The sequence below is a fragment of the Paenibacillus pasadenensis genome (assembly GCF_023715725.1).
In the GTDB taxonomy this organism is placed as follows: Bacteria; Bacillota; Bacilli; order Paenibacillales; family Paenibacillaceae; genus Paenibacillus_O; species Paenibacillus_O pasadenensis_A.
This window is the reverse complement of record NZ_JAMBOT010000002.1, coordinates 96,978-121,510: the sequence shown is the minus strand read 5'-3', so window position 1 is coordinate 121,510 and position 24,533 is coordinate 96,978. Positions and strand designations below refer to the sequence as shown.

Annotated in this window: 21 protein-coding genes and 1 riboswitch; of the genes, 1 reads left to right on the top strand and 20 read right to left on the bottom strand. The window is 57.7% G+C overall.

The window, feature by feature from the left end; translation table 11 throughout:
• Positions 1 to 33: 33 nt before the first annotated feature.
• The 20 genes from M3223_RS05910 to thiC all read right to left on the bottom strand — a co-directional run bounded on the left by M3223_RS05910 (position 34) and on the right by thiC (position 21,722).
• On the bottom strand, positions 34 to 1,032 hold the full coding sequence (locus M3223_RS05910) for an NAD-dependent epimerase/dehydratase family protein (protein ID WP_251560026.1): 999 nt from the start codon (positions 1,030 to 1,032) through the stop codon (positions 34 to 36).
• Between the two features lie 27 nt (positions 1,033 to 1,059).
• Positions 1,060 to 1,884, bottom strand: a complete 825-nt coding sequence (locus M3223_RS05905) for a dTDP-4-dehydrorhamnose reductase family protein (RefSeq protein ID WP_251560024.1) — start codon at positions 1,882 to 1,884, stop codon at positions 1,060 to 1,062.
• On the bottom strand, positions 1,881 to 2,864 hold the full coding sequence (locus tag M3223_RS05900; protein ID WP_251560022.1) for a polysaccharide biosynthesis protein: 984 nt from the start codon (positions 2,862 to 2,864) through the stop codon (positions 1,881 to 1,883). Before M3223_RS05900 ends, M3223_RS05905 begins: the two co-directional genes overlap by 4 nt.
• Complete coding sequence (wecB, locus tag M3223_RS05895) at positions 2,857 to 3,951, bottom strand: non-hydrolyzing UDP-N-acetylglucosamine 2-epimerase (protein ID WP_251560020.1); 1,095 nt, start codon at positions 3,949 to 3,951, stop codon at positions 2,857 to 2,859. The genes M3223_RS05900 and wecB overlap by 8 nt, the downstream gene beginning before the upstream one ends.
• Before the next feature lie 44 nt (positions 3,952 to 3,995).
• Entirely contained in the window at positions 3,996 to 5,621 is a 1,626-nt protein-coding gene (locus M3223_RS05890; protein WP_251560017.1) for a glycosyltransferase family 4 protein, read from the bottom strand.
• A gap of 40 nt (positions 5,622 to 5,661) precedes the next feature.
• Complete coding sequence (locus M3223_RS05885; RefSeq protein WP_251560016.1) at positions 5,662 to 6,837, bottom strand: CgeB family protein; 1,176 nt, start codon at positions 6,835 to 6,837, stop codon at positions 5,662 to 5,664.
• Between the two features lie 55 nt (positions 6,838 to 6,892).
• Positions 6,893 to 7,987: a CgeB family protein gene (locus tag M3223_RS05880; protein ID WP_251560014.1), complete on the bottom strand. Its 1,095-nt coding sequence runs from the start codon at positions 7,985 to 7,987 to the stop codon at positions 6,893 to 6,895.
• Between the two features lie 158 nt (positions 7,988 to 8,145).
• On the bottom strand, positions 8,146 to 8,517 hold the full coding sequence (locus M3223_RS05875) for a hypothetical protein (RefSeq protein WP_251560012.1): 372 nt from the start codon (positions 8,515 to 8,517) through the stop codon (positions 8,146 to 8,148).
• A 34-nt stretch (positions 8,518 to 8,551) separates the two neighbouring features.
• Entirely contained in the window at positions 8,552 to 9,985 is a 1,434-nt protein-coding gene (locus tag M3223_RS05870) for a glycosyltransferase family 2 protein (RefSeq protein ID WP_251560010.1), read from the bottom strand.
• Entirely contained in the window at positions 9,982 to 10,725 is a 744-nt protein-coding gene (locus M3223_RS05865; protein ID WP_251560008.1) for a sugar phosphate nucleotidyltransferase, read from the bottom strand. Before M3223_RS05865 ends, M3223_RS05870 begins: the two co-directional genes overlap by 4 nt.
• Positions 10,726 to 10,755: 30 nt before the next feature.
• Positions 10,756 to 11,838 carry a hypothetical protein gene (locus M3223_RS05860; protein WP_251560006.1) on the bottom strand — a complete coding sequence of 361 codons (1,083 nt, stop codon included), beginning with the start codon at positions 11,836 to 11,838 and terminating at the stop codon, positions 10,756 to 10,758.
• 143 nt (positions 11,839 to 11,981) lie between these two features.
• On the bottom strand, positions 11,982 to 13,136 hold the full coding sequence (locus M3223_RS05855) for a glycosyltransferase family 2 protein (RefSeq protein WP_251560004.1): 1,155 nt from the start codon (positions 13,134 to 13,136) through the stop codon (positions 11,982 to 11,984).
• Between the two features lie 203 nt (positions 13,137 to 13,339).
• The gene (locus M3223_RS05850; RefSeq protein ID WP_251560002.1) at positions 13,340 to 14,230 is read right to left on the bottom strand and encodes a WIAG-tail domain; all 891 of its coding nucleotides are present in this window, start codon (positions 14,228 to 14,230) and stop codon (positions 13,340 to 13,342) included.
• 93 nt (positions 14,231 to 14,323) lie between these two features.
• Entirely contained in the window at positions 14,324 to 14,944 is a 621-nt protein-coding gene (locus tag M3223_RS05845; RefSeq protein WP_251560000.1) for a hypothetical protein, read from the bottom strand.
• Between the two features lie 29 nt (positions 14,945 to 14,973).
• A complete protein-coding gene (gene thiD / locus M3223_RS05840; RefSeq protein WP_251559998.1) occupies positions 14,974 to 15,876 on the bottom strand; it encodes a bifunctional hydroxymethylpyrimidine kinase/phosphomethylpyrimidine kinase in 903 nt (300 codons plus the stop codon).
• Entirely contained in the window at positions 15,873 to 17,105 is a 1,233-nt protein-coding gene (gene thiO, locus M3223_RS05835; RefSeq protein ID WP_251559996.1) for a glycine oxidase ThiO, read from the bottom strand. The genes thiD and thiO overlap by 4 nt, the downstream gene beginning before the upstream one ends.
• A complete protein-coding gene (locus M3223_RS05830) occupies positions 17,102 to 18,013 on the bottom strand; it encodes a thiazole synthase (protein ID WP_251559994.1) in 912 nt (303 codons plus the stop codon). Before M3223_RS05830 ends, thiO begins: the two co-directional genes overlap by 4 nt.
• 6 nt (positions 18,014 to 18,019) lie before the next feature.
• Positions 18,020 to 18,847: a thiamine phosphate synthase gene (gene thiE, locus M3223_RS05820; RefSeq protein ID WP_353057670.1), complete on the bottom strand. Its 828-nt coding sequence runs from the start codon at positions 18,845 to 18,847 to the stop codon at positions 18,020 to 18,022.
• Between the two features lie 21 nt (positions 18,848 to 18,868).
• Complete coding sequence (locus M3223_RS05815; RefSeq protein ID WP_251559992.1) at positions 18,869 to 19,969, bottom strand: ThiF family adenylyltransferase; 1,101 nt, start codon at positions 19,967 to 19,969, stop codon at positions 18,869 to 18,871.
• Positions 19,962 to 21,722 carry a phosphomethylpyrimidine synthase ThiC gene (gene thiC / locus M3223_RS05810; RefSeq protein WP_251559989.1) on the bottom strand — a complete coding sequence of 587 codons (1,761 nt, stop codon included), beginning with the start codon at positions 21,720 to 21,722 and terminating at the stop codon, positions 19,962 to 19,964. Before thiC ends, M3223_RS05815 begins: the two co-directional genes overlap by 8 nt.
• A gap of 274 nt (positions 21,723 to 21,996) precedes the next feature.
• Positions 21,997 to 22,100, bottom strand: a riboswitch (TPP riboswitch).
• Between the two features lie 174 nt (positions 22,101 to 22,274).
• On the opposite strand from thiC, the gene M3223_RS05805 reads away from it, so the two are divergent.
• Positions 22,275 to 24,500: a helix-turn-helix domain-containing protein gene (locus tag M3223_RS05805; protein ID WP_251559987.1), complete on the top strand. Its 2,226-nt coding sequence runs from the start codon at positions 22,275 to 22,277 to the stop codon at positions 24,498 to 24,500.
• Positions 24,501 to 24,533: the final 33 nt, after the last annotated feature.

Below are 24,533 nucleotides of genomic sequence, written 5' to 3'. Positions count from 1 at the left end.
CAGGCCGCTTTTATGCTGTTGCTGAAGCCGGAATTAATGGCCGTTCCGGCAATCGTCCAGCGTATCCTGCACCGACTGGCGCAGCGAATAAACCGGCTGCCAGCCGAGCGCCAGCAGCGCGGAAGTGTCCGCAGCGGCAGGCGACGGCGCGCCGCTTGAACCGATTTCCAGCAGCAGCAGCGTTGCAGCAAGCTCCCCGTACATGGCTGCGAGCTCGCCAAGCTCCGTCATTCGCCCGCTGGCCATTGCGTAACTTTGACCAGCCATTCCGCGCTCCAGCAGTAAGCCGTATGCACGCATGGCATCCCGCACATCCAGAAAATCACGGGACTCCGTAGCGGAGGATAAGCGAAAAGCCGGAGGCTGCGGCGTTCCAAGCGCTGCCGCCTGCTCGCAGTCCGACGTATATCGCGCCAGCAGCCGGTTCAATCCGGCGGAGGGGCCGGGCCCGATGAGATTGGACGGCACCGCAACGATTACGTCAAGGCCGTACAGGGCATGCCAGCTGAGAGCAGCAGCTGCCTGCAACGATTTGCTGAGGCTGTACGGATGGGCAGGCCGGGGGACTTCGCCCTCCTGCAGGGAGACGCCGAGCATTGACCCGGCAACGACGATGCGGCAGGCGTGATCCGACATGCGAACCGCTTCCAGCAAACGCAGCGTCCCCATCAGATTTACCTCCATATAACCGGAAGGGTCGGCCCATGACGGCCCCGCCGTATTTAATCCGGCTAAATGCAGTACAGCGTCGGGCCGCGTCTGCGCGATCGTCTGGCGAATGCCGCCGCTGTCGGACAGGTCAATCGGCTCGATATGAACGAGACCGGATTCACAAGCGTCTCCGAACCATGCCGGCGCTCCGCCAGGTTTAGACCAGAATGGCTGGCTGCCCGGCCGTACGCCCGCGATGACCTGCCAGCCTTCCGACACAAAATAGGTGACGGCATGGCTGCCGCAAAAGCCGTTTGCTCCCGTCACGAGCAGCCGGCGGGCTGCTGCGCGGCCTGCACTCGGCTCTGCGTGTTTGTTCATGACTCCCCCGCCTTTCTCCAGCCGGAGCTAGCTCCGTCCCCATGCCGCCAGCTCGCGCACCATATCCGGGATGCTTGGAGCTTTATAATCCCAGTCGCTCCGCACAGCGCTTAGCGTACGGTCTATCGCCGGTTCGTGCGCAGGCACAATCGTAATATCATCCCGATTGTAGGCTTCCTTGAACCAGTCCAGCATTTCCAGCTTGCTTGCCGGCGCTTCCGCGAGCAGATGCACCAGTCCGCCAACGTCCGGTTTGCCCGCTGCATACTCCACCGCTTTGGCCAGCTCCAGCGTTGTTACGCCATTCCAATAAACGCGGCTGTAACCGGATACCTCGCCGCTTTGAGCGAGAAACCATTTTAACAGGCCAATCCCTTTGGGACTGCTGTCAGGCCCGATTATTGAGGTGCGAATTGTCAGATGCCGCGGATCCCGAACCTCGCCAAGCGCCTTGGACCGGGCATACACCGAAACGCCGTCCGGCCTGTCTTCCTCTGTATAACCGCCCCTGTCGCCCAAAAACACGCAATCGGAGCTGATATGAATCAGCCTCGCCCCGTTCTCGCCTGCGGCAAAAGCGAGCCAATGCGGCAGCAAGCCGTTCAGCGTATACGCCTCAAGCGGATGCTGCTCCGCGTCCTGGTTCAGCTTGCCGACGCAGTTCACGATCAGTTCCGGCTTCACCTGCTCCACCAGCGTAAGCACCGCCTCCAGATCGGAGGCGTCGAGCGGCAGGGAATCGTCCCTGCCGTCGCGCGTAGTCCAAACCAGCTCGAAGCCCTTGCGGCCGCGAAAATAGCCTACTAACATCGAGCCGGCCATACCGCCTCCTCCAAGGATGAGCAGCTTCATTTCAGAAAGCCGCCCCTTTGCAGCATCGCCCGGATCTGCTCTTGATCCATCAGATTTTCGCTGGAGCAGAAGCTGTCGAACGCCACCTCGTCATACGAGCTGTAATGCTGTTTCAACCCGGGAATATCGAGCGGAGGCAGAATAACGAGATATTCTTTATCATATATGACCGTGCTCTTGCTTTCGAACTCGGTCAGCAAAATTTCATGCAGCTTTTCGCCGGGACGGATGCCCGTTTCAATTACTTCGGCTTTTATGCCGATGTCTTCCATCAGCACCTCTGCAAGGTCCTCGATCCGGCAGGTCGGCATGGTCATGACGAATATTTCGCCGCCAAGGCTCTCCTCCGATGCTTTGAACAGCAGCGAAATCGCATCCTGCAGCGTCAGGAAAAAACGCGTCATGCCGCGGTCGGTAAGCCGCACCTGGCCTTTTGTTTTAATCTGATTCGTAAACAGATGAATGACGCTGCCGTTAGTGCCGAGCACATTGCCGCCGCGCACGCAGACAAACTTGGTGTCCGTATTCAGCAGGTTGGCGTATACGATAAGCTTTTCGCCGATGGCTTTGGTCATGCCGTAAAAATTCGACGGGTTCGCCGCTTTGTCCGTAGAGATATAAATGACTCGTTTTACCTTATTCGTTGTGGATGCCTCGATGACATTTTGCGTGCCAAGCACATTGGTTTTCAACGCTTCATAAGGATGCTCCTCGCACACCGGCACATGTTTGAGCGCCGCCAGATGAAAGACATAATCCACACCATGCGTCGCTTTGGTCAATGCGTCCAAATCGCGGATGTCGCCGATGCGGAACGTGAGACGGGGGTCCTCAAACATCCGGCTCATCGAAACCTGAGCCGACTCGCTGCGCGAGAAAACAATAATTTCCTTTGGATTTTGCGGCAGCAGCTGTCGTACCAGCTCATATCCCCATGAACCGGTTCCTCCCGTGACGAGGATCCGAGAATTTTCAAACATTCCATTTCCCTCCAAGCAAAAATTTCACTACGATGTCTGAAACGTCTGTCGCCTCGTAGCCTGCCGGAATACTCCAGCTTGCGGGCAAAGCCGTCATAACGTCAACGGCCGCCGCGATATTGTCTGCCTTCAAGCCGCTTACGGCATTGCTGCCGCAATCGACCGTCTCAGGCCTTTCCGTCGTATTGCGGATCGTGACGGTCGGCACGCCGAGCAGGCAGCATTCCTCCTGCACCGTGCCGCTGTCGCTGACCGCGCACCAGGCGCTGCGTTCAAGCGCCACGAAGTCAAAAAAGCCGAAGGGCTCGTGAAATTCCACCAGCGGATGCGGCTTGACGCCTGTTCCGCCGCTGTCGATGCGTGATCTGGTGCGCGGATGAATGCTGCAGATCAGCCTTTTTCCATGCCGCTCCGCAATCCGGTTCAGCCCTTCCAAAATGCCGTCTAAATGCAGCGGCACGTCAACGTTTTCCGCCCGGTGCGTCGTTACCAGCAAGTACTCCCCCGCCTGCAGTCCGAGCCGGTTCAGAATATCGCTGGCATCGATCCGGCTGCGGTAAAAGCTCATGACCTCATAGATCGGGTTGCCGGTGCGCACGATGCGGTTTGCAGGAAAACCTTCGCGCAGCAGATTGTTTTTGCTGTATTCCGTGTACGGCATGTTGATGGTCGAGACCGCATCGATAATGCGCCGGTTTTTCTCTTCCGGCACCGTCAGGTCGTAACAGCGGTTGCCGGCCTCCATATGAACAACGGGAATGCCCATCCGCTCGGCGACGATGGCGCATAAAGCGCTGTTCGTATCGCCGAGCAGCAGCACGACATGCGGGCGCTCTTCCTTGAGCAGCCGCTCCATCTCGCCGAACATGCCCGAGAGCTGTCCGCCAAGCGAATGGCTGCCCCCGGCCATAATATGATCCGGCTTGCGCACGCCCATCTCCTGAAAAAACACATCGTTCAGCGAAGCGGTGTAATTTTGTCCGGTATGCACGAGAATGTGCCGGTCGGCAAGCCGGTCCAGCTTGCCGATGATGAGGCTGAGCCGGATGATCTCCGGCCTCGTGCCAAGCACAGTCATCACCCGCATAGGTCATCTCCGCCTTTCTCTATGTTTGCCTTAAAACCCGGCGTTTACCTTCTGCTGCGGCCCTTGCTGCGGCCTGGCGGTTTGGCCGCCGGGCGGGCCCGGCTGGCCGAACGCCGCCGCTTCGCGGCTCCGCCAGCGCCTCCGCCGGGCCTGCCGCCTCCCGCGCGGCGGCCCGCTCTTCGCGCGGCAGGCGCCCGCCGGCCCGGCGAAGCCTGGCGCCGAGCGGCCCGGCCCCGCGCGCCTGCTCCGCCGCTTCGCCTGCGCCGGGCCGGGGCGCCGGCGGCGCTGCCCGCTTCCGCGGCGAGCGGCTCAGCTCGCTCGAAGAGCGCCAGCACGCTCTGCGGCAGCGGATGCTCCTTCGCAGCGCCCAAGCCAGCCGCGATCCGCTCGCGCCGGCTGCGCAGCTTCCGCAGCTTCCAGCCGCGCAGCTCGTAGCGGGCCTTGCCGCCGCTGCCGTATACGAAGCGGGGCTTCGGCTCGCCGGCCAGCCCCAGCCTCTCCAGGCTGGCGGCCAGGCGCTGGCGGTACGCCTCCCGGCCGAACAAACTTCGGGCGGCTTCCCCATTGCGGCCGCCGATCGCCAGACGCAGCGGCGGGTTCAGGCTGAGTCGGCTGACCCGCTCCGCCAGACCGGCGCTATCATGCGGCTGCAGCAGCCATTCCGCATTGCCGGTCGCGTGCATAATTTCCTCCAGGCCGCCGGAGGAATACGCTACGACCGCTTTTCCAAACAGCATCCCTTCCAGCGCCGTCATGCCAAATCCCTCTTCAATCAGACTCGGCACAACGAGAATATCCATGGCGGGATAAATCGCGGCAACATTCCGTTCAAACGGAAGCCAGCGAAAGCGGCTCTCCAGTCCGGCGGCTGCCGTCCGGCTTCTGCACCGCTCGTAATATTCCGGAAGAACCGGATTGCCAACAACGGCAAATACCGTTTCAGGACTCGTTGCAGCCGTTAGTTGAGCCATATCCAGAAATTGGTCCACGCCTTTGTTCTCATATAGATGAGAGGCGATAAAACCGACGAGGCAGCTGTTTTCCGATAAACCAAGCTGGGCTCTGCGGCTGCTTCGGCTAACCTCCCAAGCTGCGGGGTTCAGCTCGGCCGCATCGATTCCGGGATAAAGTACCTCGGCTTTTGCTTCCAGCAAAGGGCGAATCCGCCTTACCGGAGCCAGCGTTGAGGAGGAGATGCCGATAACGCGGTCCGCGTACTGCTCAATCAGCGATAGCGTGTGTTTTGTGCCTTCCGCCGTCCTCATCGTTTCCGTCAGGCACCACACAACCGGTATTCCAAGCCGGCTTGCGGCAACCGCCGGCAAGGGATGAACGCAAGTATTCACCCAAACCGCATCTGGCCGAAGCTCAGCCAGCAGCCGGTACAGCGTCAGCATCCCATAACCCCGCATGCCGGCTTCCACCTCGCGGCGTATCGTCGGCAATCCCTGATACATGGAGTAAAAAATCGGCACATTCCCCGCCGCTCTCACCTCAATGCCCGCTGCGGCCGCCCGTTCGGACAACATGCCATGCTCTGGAACGACTAGCACGCAGCTCGCCATGGCGGATAGCTCGATGACCGTTGCGAGCAGCAGCTTTTCGGCGCCGGTTATCGCTTCAGGGCTTCCGATATGCGAGAAAAACAGCAGTTTCGGTCTGAAATTCATCTCAGCGCCTTCCTTTCTGCCAGGCCGAATCTGCCATCCGTCAGCTGAGCCGTGAAGGAAACATGACGGTAAGCATGTCGGTCAAGCGGTGACCGTAGGTATGTTCTCTCATCGTCCGGTACATTCCGCGCAGCGCTATTTCCTGGCGTTGCTCCTCATGGGCCAGATAATAGTCGATTTTGTCGATCAGCTCCCTCGCGGAAGCGAACGTATCCAGATCAACGCCCGGTTTATAAAACCGGGGCAGATCGTTGCGGATGTCGGTCAGCTGCAGCGTTCCGCAAGCGGATATTTCAAACGTGCGGGGATTCGGGGAAACCGCCGTCAGGCCGGCGCTGTTGTAGTTGAAGGAGTGATCATCATGAGCGCGGTGCATGTTAATGACGATTTTAGCGCCGTTGTACGTGGCTGCCGTTTCCGCTGGTCCCATCCATTTGCCGGAGCGAATCTGGGATTTCAGCCGTTTGTAGTCCCGCAGACGATCCCACCATAAGCCCGAAATAAACACGCTGCGTTTCAAAAGATAGGGGGTAATCTCGTTAAAAAACTCCACGCGCTTATGATAGGCGGAGCCGATAAAACAAACCTCCCGGCGCTTTGCCAGCTCGGGATTGCGCGGCCGGAATTCTGCGGGATTAACTCCCAGCGGCAAGTAATGCGCATTGGCGCAGCCCATGCTTTGGTAAAGCTCGACCGCGTTTTTTTCCAGCGTGAACACATAGTCATAATGAGGGGCCAGAACCTTTGTAATGTCGGAGTAGTAGGGATCGTCAGTGAACCAGATCGCCGTCGGAATTCCAAGCGCCCGGATCGCATCCACCTGCTCTACCGGAAACTGCAGCCCATCCAGCACGATTACGGCATCGGGACGGAGCGACTTTGCCTGCTGAACAACCGGCTGATGCGTGTCAGTCATGCTTAGTTGCGCCGTCATGGAACGAAGCGTCCCGGAAATAGCTGCGTCAAGAGGCGAATACGGGTATCCCTTTGCTGTAGCCACAAACAGGACATGGATCGGAAATACCGGCGGCTTAAACGCCGACTTATCCAGCCCGACTTGGCATTTGCCGTACCATCGCCCATGCTCTAAGCCGGCATTAAACCCCGCTTGACGGCTTCTCTGCACATCCCTGGCCGGCAGCATGGCGCCGCGCCGTCCCGCAGTTTCCTTAGCGCTGCCTGTTCGGCGCACTTTGCCGCGCAAATTAACCGCCAATGTAAGCCCTCCTTCTCAGGTTCATCCGATTCCGGCTTCGCGCACAAGCGCCCCACTACAAACCAAGCTGATTCAGCAGCGCTCCCACTCGGCTGACGAAGGTATGCTCCCGCATCGTTCTCAGCATGCCGCGCACTGCGATCGCTCTCCGCTCATGCTCGTTTTCCAGAAAATAGTTGATTTTGGACACCAGATCCAATGGCGTTTGGAAGGTGACAAGCTCGCGGCCAGGCGTGAAATACCGGGGAAGATCATCTCTCACATCTGTCATCTGCAGCGTGCCGCATGCGGCAATTTCGTACGTACGCGGGTTGATGGAAGCGCCGCGCAGACCGGCATCATTGTGGTTATCGAGACCGGGATTCGTCGTGCGATGGACATTCAGCACAATTTTGGCCCCGTTATAAAAGTTGACCGTCTCTTCCACCGGCATAAAGCCTTGGCGAATCCAGCGTTTGTACCGTTTGAACTGCCTCAGCCTCTGCCATTCCCCGCCCGCAATGACAACACGGCGTCCTTCAAGCGACGGCAGCACTTTGTTGAATAGAGCGATCCGGTTCCAGAAGCCCTGCCCGACAAAACAGATGTCGCTGCGGTACTCTCGTTCCACCTGTTTTGCTTTGAACAGCGCCGGGTTTACCCCAAGCGGCATGTAGCTGACGTTAGCCGCGCCAAGACTTCGGTAAAAGTCCACTGCCTCCAGCTCATGCGTGAAAATATGATCGTACACAAGAGCAAGCTGTTTCGTTTCCCGCGAAAAATAGGGATCGTCGGCAAACCAGATTGCCGTGCGGATTCCCATTGCCCGGATCGCGGAAATTTGGGCCGCTTGATTGTCCGGGAATACGTGCAGGCCGTTCATGACGAGCACCAGATCCGGCCTCATTTCGGCAGCAGCAGCCTCCATACCGGACGGGTGCACCTGATGAACGGTTCCGGCATGCTGCTGGAGCGCATCCATCACTCCCTGATCAATGGCCGGAAAACCTTGCGGCACATACAGGATACGGAGCTCGCGTTTAGCGACAATAGGCTGCGCAACCGTTGCGGCCGCGCTTTGACAGGCTCCATCCCTTACCCCGTCGGCCCATCCTTCTGCGTAACTAGCCTCCAGACTGGACTTCGGTTTGATAGACCTCTGCCTTGCCATGCCACATGTCTCCTCTCTTCCTCATCCACTGTATTCCTCTGCTGCCGCGCCATTGTGGTCTCTTGTCCGTTGCAGCTCAAAAATGGCGAATGACCAGCCTTCCAAATCTATGGATGAATCAGCTGACAGCCCAATCCATGTTTAGCGGAGAAAATGCATCAAGGCTGAGTCTCGTATGCGAACTGAAGACCTTCCTCGTAGCCTTGCACAAAACCGATCTGATACCCTTCGGAATAGGCTTGCTGAAAGCCGCCCTCGAAGCCGGATCCCTTGGTCTTGCGGGCAGCCGACCGAGCCGTCGTTCTCGCTGCCCCCGCTGTCTTTCCGGCAGCTCCTCTCGCCAATGCTCCTGGTTTGCCTGCGGCTGCTCTGCTCTTCTGTCCAGGCTTTCCGGCTTCAAGTCTTTTGACTGGCTTCACGGACGAAGCCTTGTTTGCTGCGCGAGCGGCCGCAGCTCTGCCGCCTGCCCTGGCTGCCGGTTTGCCTGCGCTTTTTGGCGCTGAACGCTGTGGCTTTGCTGATTTTGCCATCGCTGTTCCTCCTTATCGATTCGAGCCGATTGCTTCACAAGCGCTGCTGCAGCTTTGGCGGCGGAATGATCGGCAAACCGGCAGGCAGGCCGATCTCGTCCTCTTCCGTTAAACTGCGTGCTGGAGCTTTACCGTCCAGCGCCCATCCTTCGATAGCCCGCCGGTTCAGGAAGCGCCGCAGCCGGCCGCGCTCCACGTAAGCCGGTGCTCCGTCCGGCAGCAGCACCAGCTCAGGCGGCTTGCTGCAGCTAAGGTGTTCGGTGCTTTTCGCTTCGGCAGCTGTTTCGTCTGTTTGCACGGTAATTGCTTCGGGTGTATCCGGCAGCGGCTGCGCTGCGGCATCCCCGTGCCAGCGCAGGGCGGCATGCTCCGCCTGCACCGGCTCCGGCGATATCGGCAACCGGCGCAGCAGCGGCATCGCCAGCCGTACTGCTGGCAGAGGCCAACTGCCCACGATTCGCCAACGCCTGCCGTTCTCCAGCCACCATATCGTGCCGTCGGCTCCTTCCGCTGCGACGCCGCCGGGATACAGCTGCAGCTCGCTGCCGGCGTTTGATTCCTCCTGCCGGGAAAATTCGTCGTACGCCAGATTTTCCGCATGCTCCCATTTGGCATAAAAATATCTCCGGCTGCCCAGCACGAATTCCTCCAAGCGGCGGCCAAAGCTGCGAGTACCGCTGCTTCCGTACTGATGAATAAACGCATCCCCGGCGATAATCAGCCGCTGCCCTTGCAGCCTCGCTCTAAGCCCATAATCGCCGTCCCCATAATCGCCGTCCCCATAATGGCCGCTGGCAAATTCCTCATCAAAATACCCGATTTCCTCCATCAGCTCCCGGCGCATCAGCATGCAGAACCCCATCAGCCGGTCCGTTTCACGCCAGCTGCCGGGGTTGGGCAGGTTACGCTTTGCCGACCATTGCCGCATTGCGGCAATCGTCCGGTAAGGAGCCCGCACCTGCTGCGGACCGCTAACAAGATTGGTGACAGGTCCGACGATTCCGGCATCAGGAACCCGCTCCAGGCAAGCCGTCATGTTGTCCAGCCAACCGGCCGTAACGAGCGTATCGTTATGGAGCAGCAGAAGCCGTTTGCCGCGTGCCATCATCATGCCGCGGTTCACAGCCCCGGCTAACCCCATATTTTGCTCCAGAACACGCCAGCGCAGCTTGCCGAAGCCCAGTTTGCCCGACAGCCCGGCAAGCATTTGCCCCGTCCCGTCCTGCGATCGGTTGTCAACAACGATAATTTCAAAGGGCTCCGGCGTATGCTCAAGGATGCTTTGAATGCACTGGTATAAGTAAACGCGCTTGTTGTATGTGGGAATAATAATGCTTGTGCCCGGCCAAGGCGTTCCGAATGATTGGCGGCCGGCCTCCATGCCTTGCTCAAAACCGTCCCGCCTGCCCTTCTGGCGCTGGAGCTCCGCCTCGCTCCTGACCGGCTTGTTCTCCTTTGCAGTTCTCATGTATCTGCCTCATTTCCGGCGGAAGCCCGTTTTTTCATCCAGCCTGCGGCCTCGTGCAGCGAGTCAAATGTTCCCGCATCCATCCACCAACCGGATAACCGTCTGTAAAAGAGCTTCGAGCGACAGGCGTATACGTTGTTCACATCGGTGATTTCCAGCTCTCCACGGCCGGAAGGGACCGTATCGGCGACGATATCAAACACGCTGCCGTCATAAAAATAGATGCCTGTCACGCAGAAGGACGTTGCCGGATAACAAGGCTTCTCTTCGATCCGCATGATTTTTCCGTCCTCCAGCACAGGCACTCCGTAGCGGTGCGGATCGGGCACCTCCTTAAGCAGCACCATCGCCGTCCCTGTATCCTGGGCCAGATGCGCCTCGACAAAGGGACGAAGCGGCTCCTCCAGCAAATTGTCGCCCAACAGCAGGATGAACTTCTCATCCTTGCCGATATAAGGCTTCGCCAGCTCAAGCGCCTGCGCAATGCCTCCCGCCTGCTCTTGAATCAGATAAGCGATGCGAACCCCATGCTGCCCCCCGCCGCCCAAATAGTCGATGAACAAGCCCGCAGACTGCCTTCCCGTGACGAGCAAAATATCATCCGCGCCAGCTTCGGCCAGCGTCTGGACGGCGTAATGAATCATCGGAAAGTTATGAACCGGCAGCATATGTTTGTTCATCAGATTCGTCAGCGGACGAAGCCTCGTGCCGTTTCCTCCCGCGAGCAAAATAGCTTTCACGTTCATCTCACTCCTTTGGCTTTAGGGATTCTATTGCATAGTGGCCGCTGCCAGCCGGTTACGGCTTTGATCGGGGTAACTTTGCCGCGGAGTTCTGGCGGAGCTGTAGATTGCCTGCAAGTAGCACAGCTGAGGGGAATTCTCTGCGATAGACGGCGTGCGGGTCTGTACCGGAATGGCTATTCCTCCGCTTGTAAGGAAGGCGGCAAGCGCGTGGGGAGGCGAAGCAAGCTTTTGTCCTGCAAGCAGCCGGAGCGCCGCTCCGTTTAAGGCAAACGGCGCTCTTTCAAACGAAACGCTCAAGCGCTTCTCTCCGCCGAGCGACCAATGCAGGAAAGCGTTCAGCCTTGTGCTCGCGCTCCAGCGGGCGAAAGGCATTTGGCAGGCGCGGTCATCCGGCAGCGCCGCTGCCGGAAAGCCGGGTCCTGCTGCTCTCAGCGCAGTATGGAGCATCGCGATTCCTTCCGGCTCCTGTGCCGCATCCGCATCGGCCACAAGCAGTGCAGCCGGGTTCATTCCGGCCGCAGCAGCAGCGCCAGCCGCCCGCGCAGCCGCTGCTCCCCCGCCGGATAGCTTTATCCGAAAGACGGGCTGTTCGGTTATATCGCCTACCTCAGCTAACCAAAAAGGCTGCTCATTCCGTTCAACCTCAGCGGATTCGACGGTTAACCAGCCGTCCAGCTCCTCCATTCCGTTGAGCGGATCTCCGTACAACACAAGCACAAGCCTGCGGCAGCCAAGCGCAGCAAATGCCGCTGCCCTTTGTTCCAGCACTTCCTTGCTGGAACCCGTCAATACAGCTGCGCATTGTTCCGGGAACGGCTGGCTTGGAGGACTATGAACGGGGACAGTCTGGGGCATCCGCCGATTTTCGGCCTTCTGTCCTTTGAATGACTGCCGATCCTTTTTGCCGATTGAGCGGGCCGGTTTGGCTTGTTGTTTATTCATTCGCTCTTGTTTCCGTTTGGTTGGGTTAATACGCGGCGCCTTGGCGTCGGCCTGTCGGCTGCGCGCTGCCGGCTTCTGAGCCGATTCGGGCAACGAGGATGGGCTGCGTTCCGAGGCTGGCCCAGCCGTTTGCCCTTTACTGGAGCCCGCCGGTTTGGCAGGCATTCGTTTTGCCGCCGATTCCGCTTTGTTTAAATCGAATCTGCCCTTACCCCTGGCAGGAACACGGCCATTCTGCTGAAGAAGCAACATTCGGTAACCGCCCTTTCCTCAAAATCGCATCATATGCAGCGTTAAAAACCGGCTGGTCATTCGTCTTGTTCCGTCGGCTCTGCTGGATCCGGGTCTTCTAACACCTTGGATGTATCAAGTTCATCTGATTCCTCGGGCTCACCAGTTCCCTCAAGCTCACTGAGCTCCTCATGTTCACTCAGCTCCTCAAGTTCACTCAGCTCCTCAAGCTCACTGAGCTCATCAAGGTCCTCAGGCTCACTCAGCTCCTCCATTTCATCCGCATCAAGCGGCTCCTGCTCTTCCAGTCCGGCAGTTTGAGCATGGGCAATTGCCTCCGAATAACCGCTTACGACAACAAGCTCTCCATTTTGCACCAGTGGGCCGGAATACGAAGGCGCTCCTCTCCAGGCGGCTGCCAGCCCTTGTTCGCCAAGCCAATAAGCGGCCTCCAGATGATCGCCGGTTATGAGGCGGTGAAGCGGATTTCTCCGCTCCCGCTCCCGCCTTGGACGGTTGGTGCTGCCAACGTTGACATAAGCGACGCGGGAAACAACCATGTCTAACACGATTGCCTTGGCTTGGGCCAGCGGGGGCACGGCCAACGTCTCTAAACCGACCCGCTCCGCTGCTGCGCGCGACATCGCATTCGGAATGGCCGTAAGCGAAGCGCCCAGAAGATCGTCGCGGCCCATCATCGTATTCAGCGCGTGTTTGGCAAGCACGACAGGATGGACTTGGCTCACGCTGACCGGACCGGAATAATCGTTCAATGCGATATCAACCTTGCCGCTGAGAATGGCATCTACAAACGGGCGGAGCCGGGCAGCGGGGACGATAATGTCCCCGTCGAGGAACAGCAGCACATTGCCTCTTGCCGCGCGCGCGCCGACGCTGCGCCCAACGTCATGTCCTAATGCATGCGCGCAGTGAATGACCCTCGCCCCCATGCGCGCCGCAATTTGCGCCGATCCATCGGTAGAACCGTTGGCTACGACGATCAATTCCGTGTGCGGATGGACAAGCCGCGCTTGCTTCAGCACACCGGCAATCGTTCTTCTTTCGTTCATGACCGGAACGATGACCGATACAACAGGAGCGTGACCCGGCTGCAGAAGCGCTGTCCCCGCTCCTTTGCTTCGGCTGCGGGAGACAGGCCGGACCGCCGGCTTTTTCCGGGCTTTTTTCAGGGAAGGATGTTTGCCTTTCTGGCGTGGCCGTGACTCTCTCATCGTCTCACCTCTTGCTAGCCAGCTTATGAGAATCGGGTACAGGTGGAAACGGCTATTGTACACGTTGGACATATGCCTTATGGATTAAAAAAGTCCCTCAACGCCAAAAAGGCCGCGCCGCCATCCGGAAGATGACAATGCAGCCTCTTTATGAAGCAGAGCTATATGCGGAGAAGTTATCCCGTCAGACCGGCAGCCGGGGCTCAGTGTGCGGGGCGTCCTGCGGCAATCCAATCCAGCCTGCCTTTGGAATTGCCCTCCTCCTGCGTTCGAATGAGCGTCACAACCGCTTCGGCGCCAAGCTTCGCGCGCACGACGGCATGGCAGAACGGCACATCCATGGAACAAGCCAGCGAATAACCGGCATCCTGAAAAGGCTTCTCCAGCCGAATGATCACATCCACACGGCTGCGGTCCTTGAAATCAAACGGAACGGCTCCATGCTGCAGCTCATGCCCCGCCTGCTTCAGCTTGCTGCCCCCGGCAAAGGTGGTACGCTGCAACGAGGGACGCTCCTTGACGGCAGCGGCCGAACCTCCCCGTTTGGCCGCTGCAAAATAACTTCCGTACAAACTCTCGCCAATGCGCTCTTCTTGAATGTCCTCAGGCCATGCTGCTTCTTTGCCCGCATCGGATGATCCTGCTTCTGAAACCTGCTCGTGAGGCATCATCCGCACGGACGGAGCCGTCCTTATTTTGAGCGAAGGGCTGTACCGGATTTCATTCAGCTCCTGTGTTTCCTCATGCTTCGGCTCGCCGCCGAAAGCAGCACGCTCCCGCGCCTTTTGCTCCTCTGCTTCAAAGTCTGCGTTCAGGGCATCCGTCGGCGCATTGTGCTCCATCACGTTTGAAAAGCCGTGCAGCTTCACCTTGCGGATTGCGCCCGGCTTTTGGGAGGGAGCTGGAACAAGAACCGGTTCGTTAGGCGCGGGACCGTCCAGCCAATCAAGCTCGGAATAATTCGGATTGTCGACCTGAAATCCTTTGAATGGTTTTTTGTCCTTGCCAATGGATTCATTTTTGCTTTTGGCAACTGGAGCTCCGCTTGGAACAAAAGGTTTGTTCGGTTTGGCCGTTTTTCCATTCGTTTTCATGGACCATGCTCCTTCATCGAGGCTATTAGAACTATTCTATGCGAATCCTCTGCCTCAAAATTCCAGAACTTGAACATATAGACGATGAACGGCCTATCTTTTGGTCCAGCGGTTGTTGTATAAACCTTCCACGGTTAAAACGGCCAGGCCGCTGTCAGGCTGAGTCTGTCCGGCTTCCTGCTGCGGAAACGGATAAAAACAGAACTCGTCTCCGTCTTTCCAGTTGATTCCTCCTCCGCCTGCATACGACGATTCATAGGTAACTCCATTAAGCTCCGCCTTCATTCTAGCTGTCGTTTCCGTAGAGAAAGCCGTGCCGTCAAAAATATGCCGGTTTCCGCTCGCCAGCTCCGCCCCCTTCAAGGAATAGCTGCCATAGGAGCGGAAGCAGATGAGATAATGTTCCCCGTGCTTAACAAAAGAACCGATGGAAATGGAGCGGGTAGAATCCCGATATAGCTCTTTGCCAATGTTCTCGTCCAGGTTGTCCAAATTGACCGTTACCGAATAGGAACCTGCAATCGGAGCGCCTTGATTCACATATCTTTTGGTATTATTGACGATAGCGCTCATTCCGTCCATCCATATGCCGGCCAGCCCGCTCCAGAACAGAGCAGCGACGCCAGTAAGCAACAGAAGCAGCAGAGCGCCAACAGCCCTTCGGTTTCTGTCCCTTGGACTCAGACTTCTAGGTGAACCTGAACGGAAACTCATGGCATCAGCCCCCCGGACTTTTTCCTCATTTAAAAGATTAGACTCCGGGTTGAGGGAATTGTTTCCAATTCAGCTTCATTTCTCCATGCTGCATGCCATAACGCGCCGGTTCCCCCTCCAAGCGGACCCGAGGAACGAATCGCCGCAAGGGTAAACGCCTTCGCCTGCCGCGCCGCCTCCTTCATCTCCAGCCCCCGGCCAAGAAAAGCCGCAAGCGCCGAAGCCGTCGTACAGCCCGTGCCATGCGTATGGCGCGTCGGGATACGAGGCGCGGAAAAGCGCTCCGGACAGTCCGGCGCGTCCGCGCTCAGCAAAAGATCGACCGCGTCGCTGCTGCCGGGCAAATGCCCCCCTTTAAGCAGAACGTGACGGCAGCCGAATCGAAGCAGCTCCCTTGCCGCCGCCTCCATGCCGGCTGCCGTATGAAGCTCGTGTTCCTCCCAGCCGAGCAGCGCGCTCGCCTCCGGCAAATTCGGCGTAATGACATCCGCCAGCGGAATCATGACGCGCCGCAGCGCGTCCACCGCCTGCTCCTCCAACAGCCTCGAGCCGTGTTTGGATATCATGACGGGATCAACAACAAGGTTGGACACGCCCCTTTGCTTCAGCCCTCTCCCAACGGTTTCAATCAGCTCAGGCGAAAAAAGCATGCCCGTTTTCACGGAGTCGGCTCCGATATCGTCCAGAACGGAATCGAGCTGCTGTTCAACCGCTTCGGCAGACAGCGGATAGACTCCCTGCACGCCAATTGTGTTTTGAGCCGTAACAGCCGTGAGCACGCTCATTCCGAACACGCCAAGCTCCTGGAACGTTTTGAGATCGGCTTGAATGCCAGCGCCGCCGCCAGAGTCGGAACCTGCAATGGTAAGCACGCGCTTAACCGGCAGCAGGCTGCCGCTGCGCCCCGGCGCAGGTATCATCCATTTGCTCATCTTCCATCCCTCCCCCGCTGTGCTGCCGCTGCCAGCCCTGCTGCGGAAAGCTCCGGCACAACAGCTGGGGCTGCTGCCGGGACGGCTGCGCCAGCGGAAGAGCTGCGGAACCGTTCCGGACGAAATGCTCTCAGCAGCGGAAGCTGCTTCTCCTCCAGCAAAGCCAGCACCGCTGCTGCCGTAGCCGGAGCTAGTAAAATTCCATTCCGGTAATGCCCGGCTGCAAAAATAACTTGAGGATAGCCGTCCAGCCGGCCGATAAGCGGTCTTCCGTCACGGGTTGCCGGACGCAGTCCCGCCCAGCTCAGCTTAGGCTTCATGTCCGCCAGCATCGGGAACGCCCGCGCGCTCCAGCGCTCCAGCCGGCCGATGCCTTTAGCGGTCACATCTGAGCAAAATCCGGCTACGTCCTCGGAAGCTCCGCATACGAGCCTCATGCCGGATTTGGCCACCCAGTACGCCTGGCTGGAAAAAACCATATGCCGCACAAGGCCGTCCGGTACTTCGTAGGAGCATATTTGGCCCCGGATCGGGTGAACGGTAGCAGGCAGTCCAAACAGCTGCTCAAACTCGCCGGTCCATGCTCCGGTCCCGATGACCAGATGGTCAGCCTCGTAACTTTCTCCGTTTTCAGTCGTCAGCCTAACCGGACTGCCGCCGCCTCCATGCGGCCGCAGCTCCAGCGAGGCAAGTCCGCCGGTGCAGCCGTCAAGGCGCACACCTAACTGCCGGCATGCCTGCTCCAGCGCGGCGGCAAGCCGCGGCGCGTCAACATGCGCTTCCGCCGGCGTGAAAATTCCGCCTGCCGCGCCTGCGGCCAGCTTAGGCTCCAGCCTCGCGATCTCAGCAGCGCTCAACAGCTCGCCCCCGCTGCCTGCCGCTTGCTGCCAGCGAAGCCTTGATTGCAGAGGCAGCAGGTCAGCCTCATGGAAAACGACGCCAACACTGCCCGTTCGGCGCAGTCCGACATCCGCTCCGCTAAGCTCCTCGATGCGGCTTGCCCACTCCGGGTAGCGGTTCAGGCTGTCCTGGCACAACTGAAAAAAGGCGTCGGGCTGCTCCGGGTTTTCTGAATACGGCGCCAGCATTCCCGCCGCAGCTCCGGTCGCCTGGCCGCCAAAGGAGCCGCGCTCCACAACGGCTACCTCCCGCTCCCCAGTCCGGGCTGCCTCAAGCGCGCACGCAAGCCCGATAATGCCCCCGCCGAGAATGAGCACCCGCTCCTTCATGAACTCGCTCCCAAGCCTGCAGCATCCGGCGCAAAGGTGAACAGCTTGCCCGCCTCCGCGCTGCTCGCGGAAGCATAAGGCAGCTCCGGGATTCGGCCGGCAAGCCGCGCCAGCCGTCCCGCCCGAATCGCCAGCGCCATCGCTTCGGCCATCGCAACGGGATCCCCGGCTTTGGCTACCGGCGTGTTAGCCAGCACGGCCGCTGCGCCGAGCTCCATGGCCTGTACCGCATCTTTAGCAGAGCCGAGTCCGGCGTCAACAATGACCGGCACGTTCAGCTGCTCTGCGATCAGGCCCAAATTATACGGGTTAAGGATGCCTAGACCGGTGCCGATCGGCGCTCCTCCCGGCATGACAGCTGATGCTCCTGCCTCTGCCAAATACCTGCACAGAATCGGATCGTCGGACGTGTAGGGCAGGACGGTAAAACCTTCCTTGACCAGCCGTTCCGTCGCTTTTAACGTCTCGACCGGGTCCGGCAGCAGCGTGCGGGCATCCGCGCTGATCTCTACCTTGATCCAGTCTCCCAGGCCCGCTGCGCGCGCCAGTCTGGCAATTCGGACCGCTTCGTCGGCATTGCTCGCTCCCGATGTATTCGGCAGGTAAGTAAGCCGCTCTTCAGGCAAATGCTGCAAGATGGAGTCATCCGCAACCTCGTCCAGATTAACTCTGCGCACGGCGAATGTAATGACCTCCGCTCCGCTCGCCTGCAGCGCCTGCAGCATGACAGCCGGACTAGGGAAGCGGCCCGTCCCCAGGAAAAAACGCGAGGTGAGCGTTTTGCCTCCGACGGTCCAGCTGTCCCCCGTATTGGCGCCGGTTGTCCCGTCTGAACGATTCCCGCTGCTTCCGTCATCGTTCGGACGGCCTGAGCCGCCCCGTATAACTTCATTCACATCCAGTCTCATACCATCTCAGCCTCCTCCAACAAAATGCACCAGCTCAACCGTCATGCCGCTTCTCAGCATCGTTTCTCCCCAGCCCTCGCGGGGGATAATGGAGCCGTCCGCTTCCGCGACGATTCGTCTGCCAGCCAAACCGTTCTCCTCGACAAGCTGTTTCAGCGTTGCAGCCTGTGTACGATGCCTGGTTCCGTTCAGCATGATGTCCGCGCCTGCGGATGTTTGTATCATTGATTTCAACTTGCGGCAAACGGATGCGGGATCGTCGCTGCCGACGATAGCGGAAACCGCGCACAGTCTCGTCGCCCCTGCGTTCAGCACTTCCTGGGCATTGCCCGTATGAATGCCGCCGATTGCGACCCATGGAATACGAACATGCCGCGCCGCCTGCCGCACGTAATCCAACGTAACTGCCTTGCGCCCCGGCTTCGTGCCAGTCGGAAAAACCGGGCCGACGCCGATATAATCCGCTCCCGCGTCCTCGGCCGCCAGCGCCTGCTCCAGGCTGTGCGTGCTGATCCCGATGATGCGGTCCGGTCCAAGCAGCTCGCGGACTTCCGAAAACCCGGTATCGTCCTGTCCGATATGTACGCCGTCCGCTTCAGCCTCCAGAGCCAGCCGAGGATAGTCGTTCACGATAAACGGCACGCCAAACTCACGGGTAAGCCGTCTAAGCAGACGGGCCTTCTCCAGCAGCTCTGGCTCCTTCGCCGTTTTATCTCGCAGCTGCACGATGTCCGCGCCGCCGTGCAGCGCTTCGCGCATCACATCCTCCAGCGTTCTGCCGGGATGGTAGTTCTCGCCCGTAATAACGTAAAGCTTAAAATCCAGCTTGCTCATGCTTGCCCCTCCTAAAAATCGCTAGCTCAAATAAATCTCGCAACGGCGAATCGCTTCACCGGGATCGCTTGTGCCCTGAACGAGCGCTCTCCCGTCGGGAAAAACAACGAAGCGCCCCTCGTTATCCGGCAGCTCCGCGCGCAGCAAATAGGGATTTTGAATGACCGTGCAGCCAAGCTGCTCCAGCCTGCTCCGGTACATGCCGGGATTTCCGGTTCGCTGCAGCTCAACCTGTACCGTATCCCGGCCGCAAAGCACGGCTGTTGTTTTGGAAACGGCAAGAGCGGCATCAGCCGCTTTGGAGACAGGTGCTGCCGCACTCATCGTTTGCGTCATCGCTTGATTAACGTCACCCGCTATCGCCGCGGCGCTGCACAACCGGCAGCCGGCCGACGAAGCCGGCAGCCGGTGCTCCCGCATCGCAAACGGCCAGACGGCTGCGCTGACCAGCGTGCGCCGAAGCTCCCCGCGATTGCCGCTGAGCCACTTGATTGCCTCTGCCGACTGCAGCGCGGCAATCATCTCCACCGCCGGCGATAGCATGCCGATTGTGTCGCATGTATCGCCGCTCTCCTGCTCCTCCTCGCCGCCGAACAGGCAGCGCAAACAGCAGGTGCTGCCCGGCACAAGCGCCGCGCTCATTCCAGCCGCCCCGGCAACGCCGCCATAGATAAATGGCACACCGTTCCGAAAACACCAATCGTTTAAATGAAGCCTGACTGCCGCGTTGTCCGTCCCGTCTAGAACCAAATCGCAGCCCGCTGCCGCCGCTTCCAGCGCGCCAGGCGCGGTAAGGTCGGCGACGATCGCCTCCGTCCGCACCGAGCTGGCGATGCGGCTCAGCTTATCCGCCGCCGCCGCCGCTTTGGGCAGGCTTAGCCTGGCGTCATCCTCGTCGAACAGCATTTGCCGCTGCAGATTGCTCCACTCGACGTAATCACGGTCAGCCAGCCGGATTTCTCCGACTCCGGCCCGCGCCATATGCTGCGCCAGCGAAGCGCCAAGCGAACCGACTCCGGCAATCAGCACGCGAGACCGCATTAGCTTCAGCTGGCCCGTTTCACCAATTGGCGTAAAACGCATTTGCCGCGAATACCGCTCGCGCTGCTCCGCATCAAGCATAAATTTTGCCGCCGCTAGCCTTGAACGCATCCGCTTGCTGCTGCATGCCGGCCTCAATCGCTTCCTTCGTGTCCAAGCCTTCACGCTCCGCATAATCGCGGATATCCTGCGTGATGCGCATGCTGCAGAACTTCGGCCCGCACATGGAGCAGAAGTGAGCGGTTTTGGCTCCCTCGGCCGGCAGCGTTTCGTCGTGATAACTCATCGCCCGCTCCGGATCAAGCGACAGATGGAACTGGTCGCGCCAGCGGAACTCAAAGCGCGCCTTGGAAAGCGCATCGTCGCGCAGTCTCGCGCGCGGATGCCCTTTTGCCAGATCGGCCGCATGAGCGGCGATTTTGTACGTGATGACGCCTTCCTTCACATCCTCTTTGTTCGGCAGGCCAAGATGCTCCTTCGGGGTCACGTAACAAAGCATCGCCGTGCCGAACCAGCCGATCATTGCCGCTCCGATCGCGCTCGTAATATGATCGTAGCCCGGCGCGATGTCCGTCGTCAGCGGTCCCAGCGTGTAAAACGGCGCCTCGTCGCACACTGCCAGCTGGCGGTCCATATTCTCTTTGATGAGATGCATCGGTACATGGCCCGGACCTTCGATCATGACCTGCACATCATGCTTCCAGGCGATTTTTGTCAGCTCGCCCAGCGTGTCGAGCTCTGCGAATTGCGCCTCGTCGTTAGCGTCTGCAATTGACCCCGGACGCAGCCCGTCGCCAAGTGAAAAGCTGACGTCGTAGGCTTTCATAATCTCGCAGATTTCCTCAAAATGCGTGTACAGGAAATTCTCCCTGTGATGCGCCAGACACCAGGCCGCCATAATAGAGCCGCCCCGGCTGACGATTCCAGTCACCCTTTTAGCCGTCAGCGGCACATAACGCAGCAGCACTCCGGCATGGATGGTGAAGTAGTCAACGCCCTGCTCCGCCTGTTCAATTAACGTATCGCGGAACACTTCCCAGCTGAGATCCTCCGCTTTACCGTTTACCTTTTCGAGAGCTTGATAGATCGGCACCGTGCCGACAGGAACCGGGGAGTTGCGGACGATCCATTCGCGGGTAGTATGAATGTTTTTGCCCGTGGACAGATCCATAATCGTATCGGCTCCCCAACGGGTCGCCCACGTCATTTTTTCTACCTCTTCCTCGATTGAGGATGCCACTGCGGAGTTGCCGATGTTCGCGTTAATTTTCACGTGAAAATTCCGCCCGATAATCATCGGCTCGATTTCGGGGTGGTTGATGTTAGCGGGAATAATGGCACGGCCGGCTGCAATCTCGCTGCGGACAAAATCCGGCTCCATACCCTCGCGAATCGCGATGAATTCCATTTCCGGCGTGACGATGCCCTTACGGGCGTAATGCAGCTGGGTTACGTTGCCGCCCTGCTTGGCGCGCAGCGGCTTCCGGCCGTTTGACGGAAAAATTTCCGCTCCTTTTTCTGCAGCTCTTTCAGCGGAAACAAAACCGTTGTCCTCTGGACGCACCTCGCGGCCGTCGTAGCTTTCGACATCTCCGCGCCCGGTAATCCACTCCTCACGAAGCGCCGGCAAACCGCGGCGGATATCGGCCTCATAGCTTTCATCCGTATAAGGACCGCTGGAATCGTACACCCGGACGGGCTCATTCGGCACCTGTTGCCCGCGCACATCGCTGTCCGAAAGTGCAATTTCTCGTACCGGCACGCGGACTCCCGCAGTTCCACCGTCTATATACACCTTGCGGCTGCCCGGAAGGGGCTTTGTCATAATCGCCATAAATAAAAAACCTCCTCGCAGATTCTGAACGATATCCGCTAGGAGGTGCTGACGAAAGAAAAGGGAACGGTTGAATTTGTATGCTGCTGCCTCGTACCCGCACGCATCCTCGGGAATGATCCCGAATCGCCTGAGATTGCGGCAATCAACCTTTCCGTTTCACGGAAACGATTAAGGCAGCAGCGCTGCGATTTGCTTCTTCCTGTCAAGCGCAAGGCGCAAAAAAGCCGCCTCCGGACAGGAAGCGGCAAACGGCGCAGGCATACCAAACCAAAGCACCGTTCAACCACTTTCCTACGCTGGCATAACCCAGATCAGGTTCAAAGGGACCAAAGCTTCGCTTTATCTCAGCCCTTGCGGGCGCCCCTAGTGGATATCATTGGTTCTGACTATACGCTTTTTGAGAGATTATTGTCAACCGGCTTTACAAACCATTTCCTTTATCCGGGCAATCTATTGTAAAAATCATTCTTATTTCTCCTTCACCCTGTATTTGACAAATTAATTGAAACTGCTCATCATAACGATAGGTTACAAGAAAGAGGGATCGTTTTGATAAAATCCTCATTGTATCGCATGATGCTCTCCTATCTTTTGATTTTTATTAGCATAACCTTTTTTCTAATCGCCTTGCTCGTTCTGAACAATATCGTGATGCACAAAAAGGAATTAACGAGAACAAACCATCAATTCACTTTAAACGTTATGAATAAACTTGATGACGAGCTGCGCAAGCTGGATGAATCCGTCGTGAACGACCTCATGTTTAACTCTGTTTTCGGAGAATTTTTTAGAACCGGCTCCAATGAAAACGCTTTATTGAACTATAAGATTTCCCAAGCACTGAACCAGCTCATGAAAGATCATCCGTCTATTTATTCCATCTACCTAGTCAGATTCTCCAACGACTATATTTTTGGAACGGATGGGATGGGGCAGCTTTCCAGCTATCCTGATTTGCCCTTTATCATCAAGCAATGGCCGCATAATCCATCACTGTCTCGCTGGTCAACGAAGCGCTGTTACACTCCGTCCAGCCAACAGGCATGCCAAGAGGTTGTGTCCATGACAGTGAAATATCCGCTAGGTTACGGTCCCAAAGGGCTGGCCATTGTGAATATACCGGTTCACACTTTGATGAATTTTATAGAAGACTTTAACGACTTTTCCGCATTGAAATATTCCTATTTTCAAATTACGGATCAAAATCGACAGAGCCTGTTTGCTACTGCCGATTCCGCAACAATATCAGCAAAGGCCTCCCGGCAATCTTCCGTTTATACCTCTCCGTATTCAGGCTGGACGATGGAGAACGGGGATATCAAAAGGGGCTGGCTCAATTCACTAAGCACAGTGAATCAAGCATGGGCCTATGCCGCGCTTGGCGTCACTATGGCAGGCGTGTGGCTCATTTTATTTTTGACCCGGCGGACTTACAGGCCAATTCAGCAGATTTTATTGAGAATCCGGTCATTCGCCGTGTCGAGATCAACCAGCGTGCTTGGGGAGAGCAACGAGTTTCGCTTTATTGAATCCGTTATTGAATCCGTAGTGGAGCAATCCGACGACTATAAAAAGCGGGTTGAGGAAAGCATTCCCGAGAAACGCCGGCTATTTTTCTATGAATTGATGGAAGGGACAAGACCGATCACTGCCGACGCGTGGGAAAAGGCCAGGGAGCAGCTGAAACTGCCTTCGCTGCATGGGCGGCAGACCGCAGTCATCGTGGAGATTGACGGCTTTGCTTCCTTTGAGGAACAATTCAGTGATACCGATCAGAAGCTGTTAATCTTTTCGCTGACGAACGTATGGAAGGAAATGAGCTCGGAGGCCGATCTCGCCTTCCTGCACGAATGGATTTCTCCGTCAAAACTCTCCATTCTCCTGATGCATGCCAAGCGAATCCGTCATACCGATGTCATTGAAATGCTGGAGAGATTTCGGTCATGGACCGAAATGCATCTCCCGTTCACGATTACAGTCGCAGTCGGAGATGATATCGAGGATATCGCTTCCGTTCATGAGTCCAATAAGGAAGCGCTCAAGGCGCTGGAATACAAGATGGCGGACGGGGCCAACCGGATTTTATTATTCAGCGAAATATCCGATCGAAGAGACAAGGATCTTTATCAATATCTGCATACAATCCGCTCCATCATACAGCAGCTTGTCATGCACGAGGACTGGGAGTCGCCCTTTGCGAGTTTTGATCGTGAAATTCGATCGACCAGGCCTTCACGCGAGACGATTATACAGCTGGTGCGATTTTTTCAATTTCAATTGCAGCGCTCTTTGGATGAGCTCGCCGACAATTACAGCGACAATATCGACCTGTCCTTTGCTGACGATTTAGCCAAGCTGGATTCGCTTGATAAGTTATTGGACATGGTTAAAAAGCATCTTTCCGCCATTCGGCAGCAGCTGGAGATGATTCGCAGGGAGAGAAAAAACTTTGGACTGCTTCATACGATAAGGCTGCACATCGACGAGCACTTTAAAGATCCTGATCTCTCCTTGGATTATCTTGCCGACCGGTTCGAAATCGGCGTGAAAAATTTGAGTAAATTATTTAAAGAAGAATTCGGAGAGAACTTCATCGATTACGTCACCCGGCTGCGAATCCAGCATGCAATGGAATTGCTGGCTGCAACCAGCCTCCCGGTTCAAGAAATTGCGACGACTGTCGCCTACTCCAGCTCCGTCACCTTTGGGAGGGTATTTAAGCGGCTTACCGGCACGACTCCTAGCGCCTTTCGCGAATCGCGCCTGACGGATTAAATGGAGGGCTGTGCCTCGCTTAAGGGCGTCAAA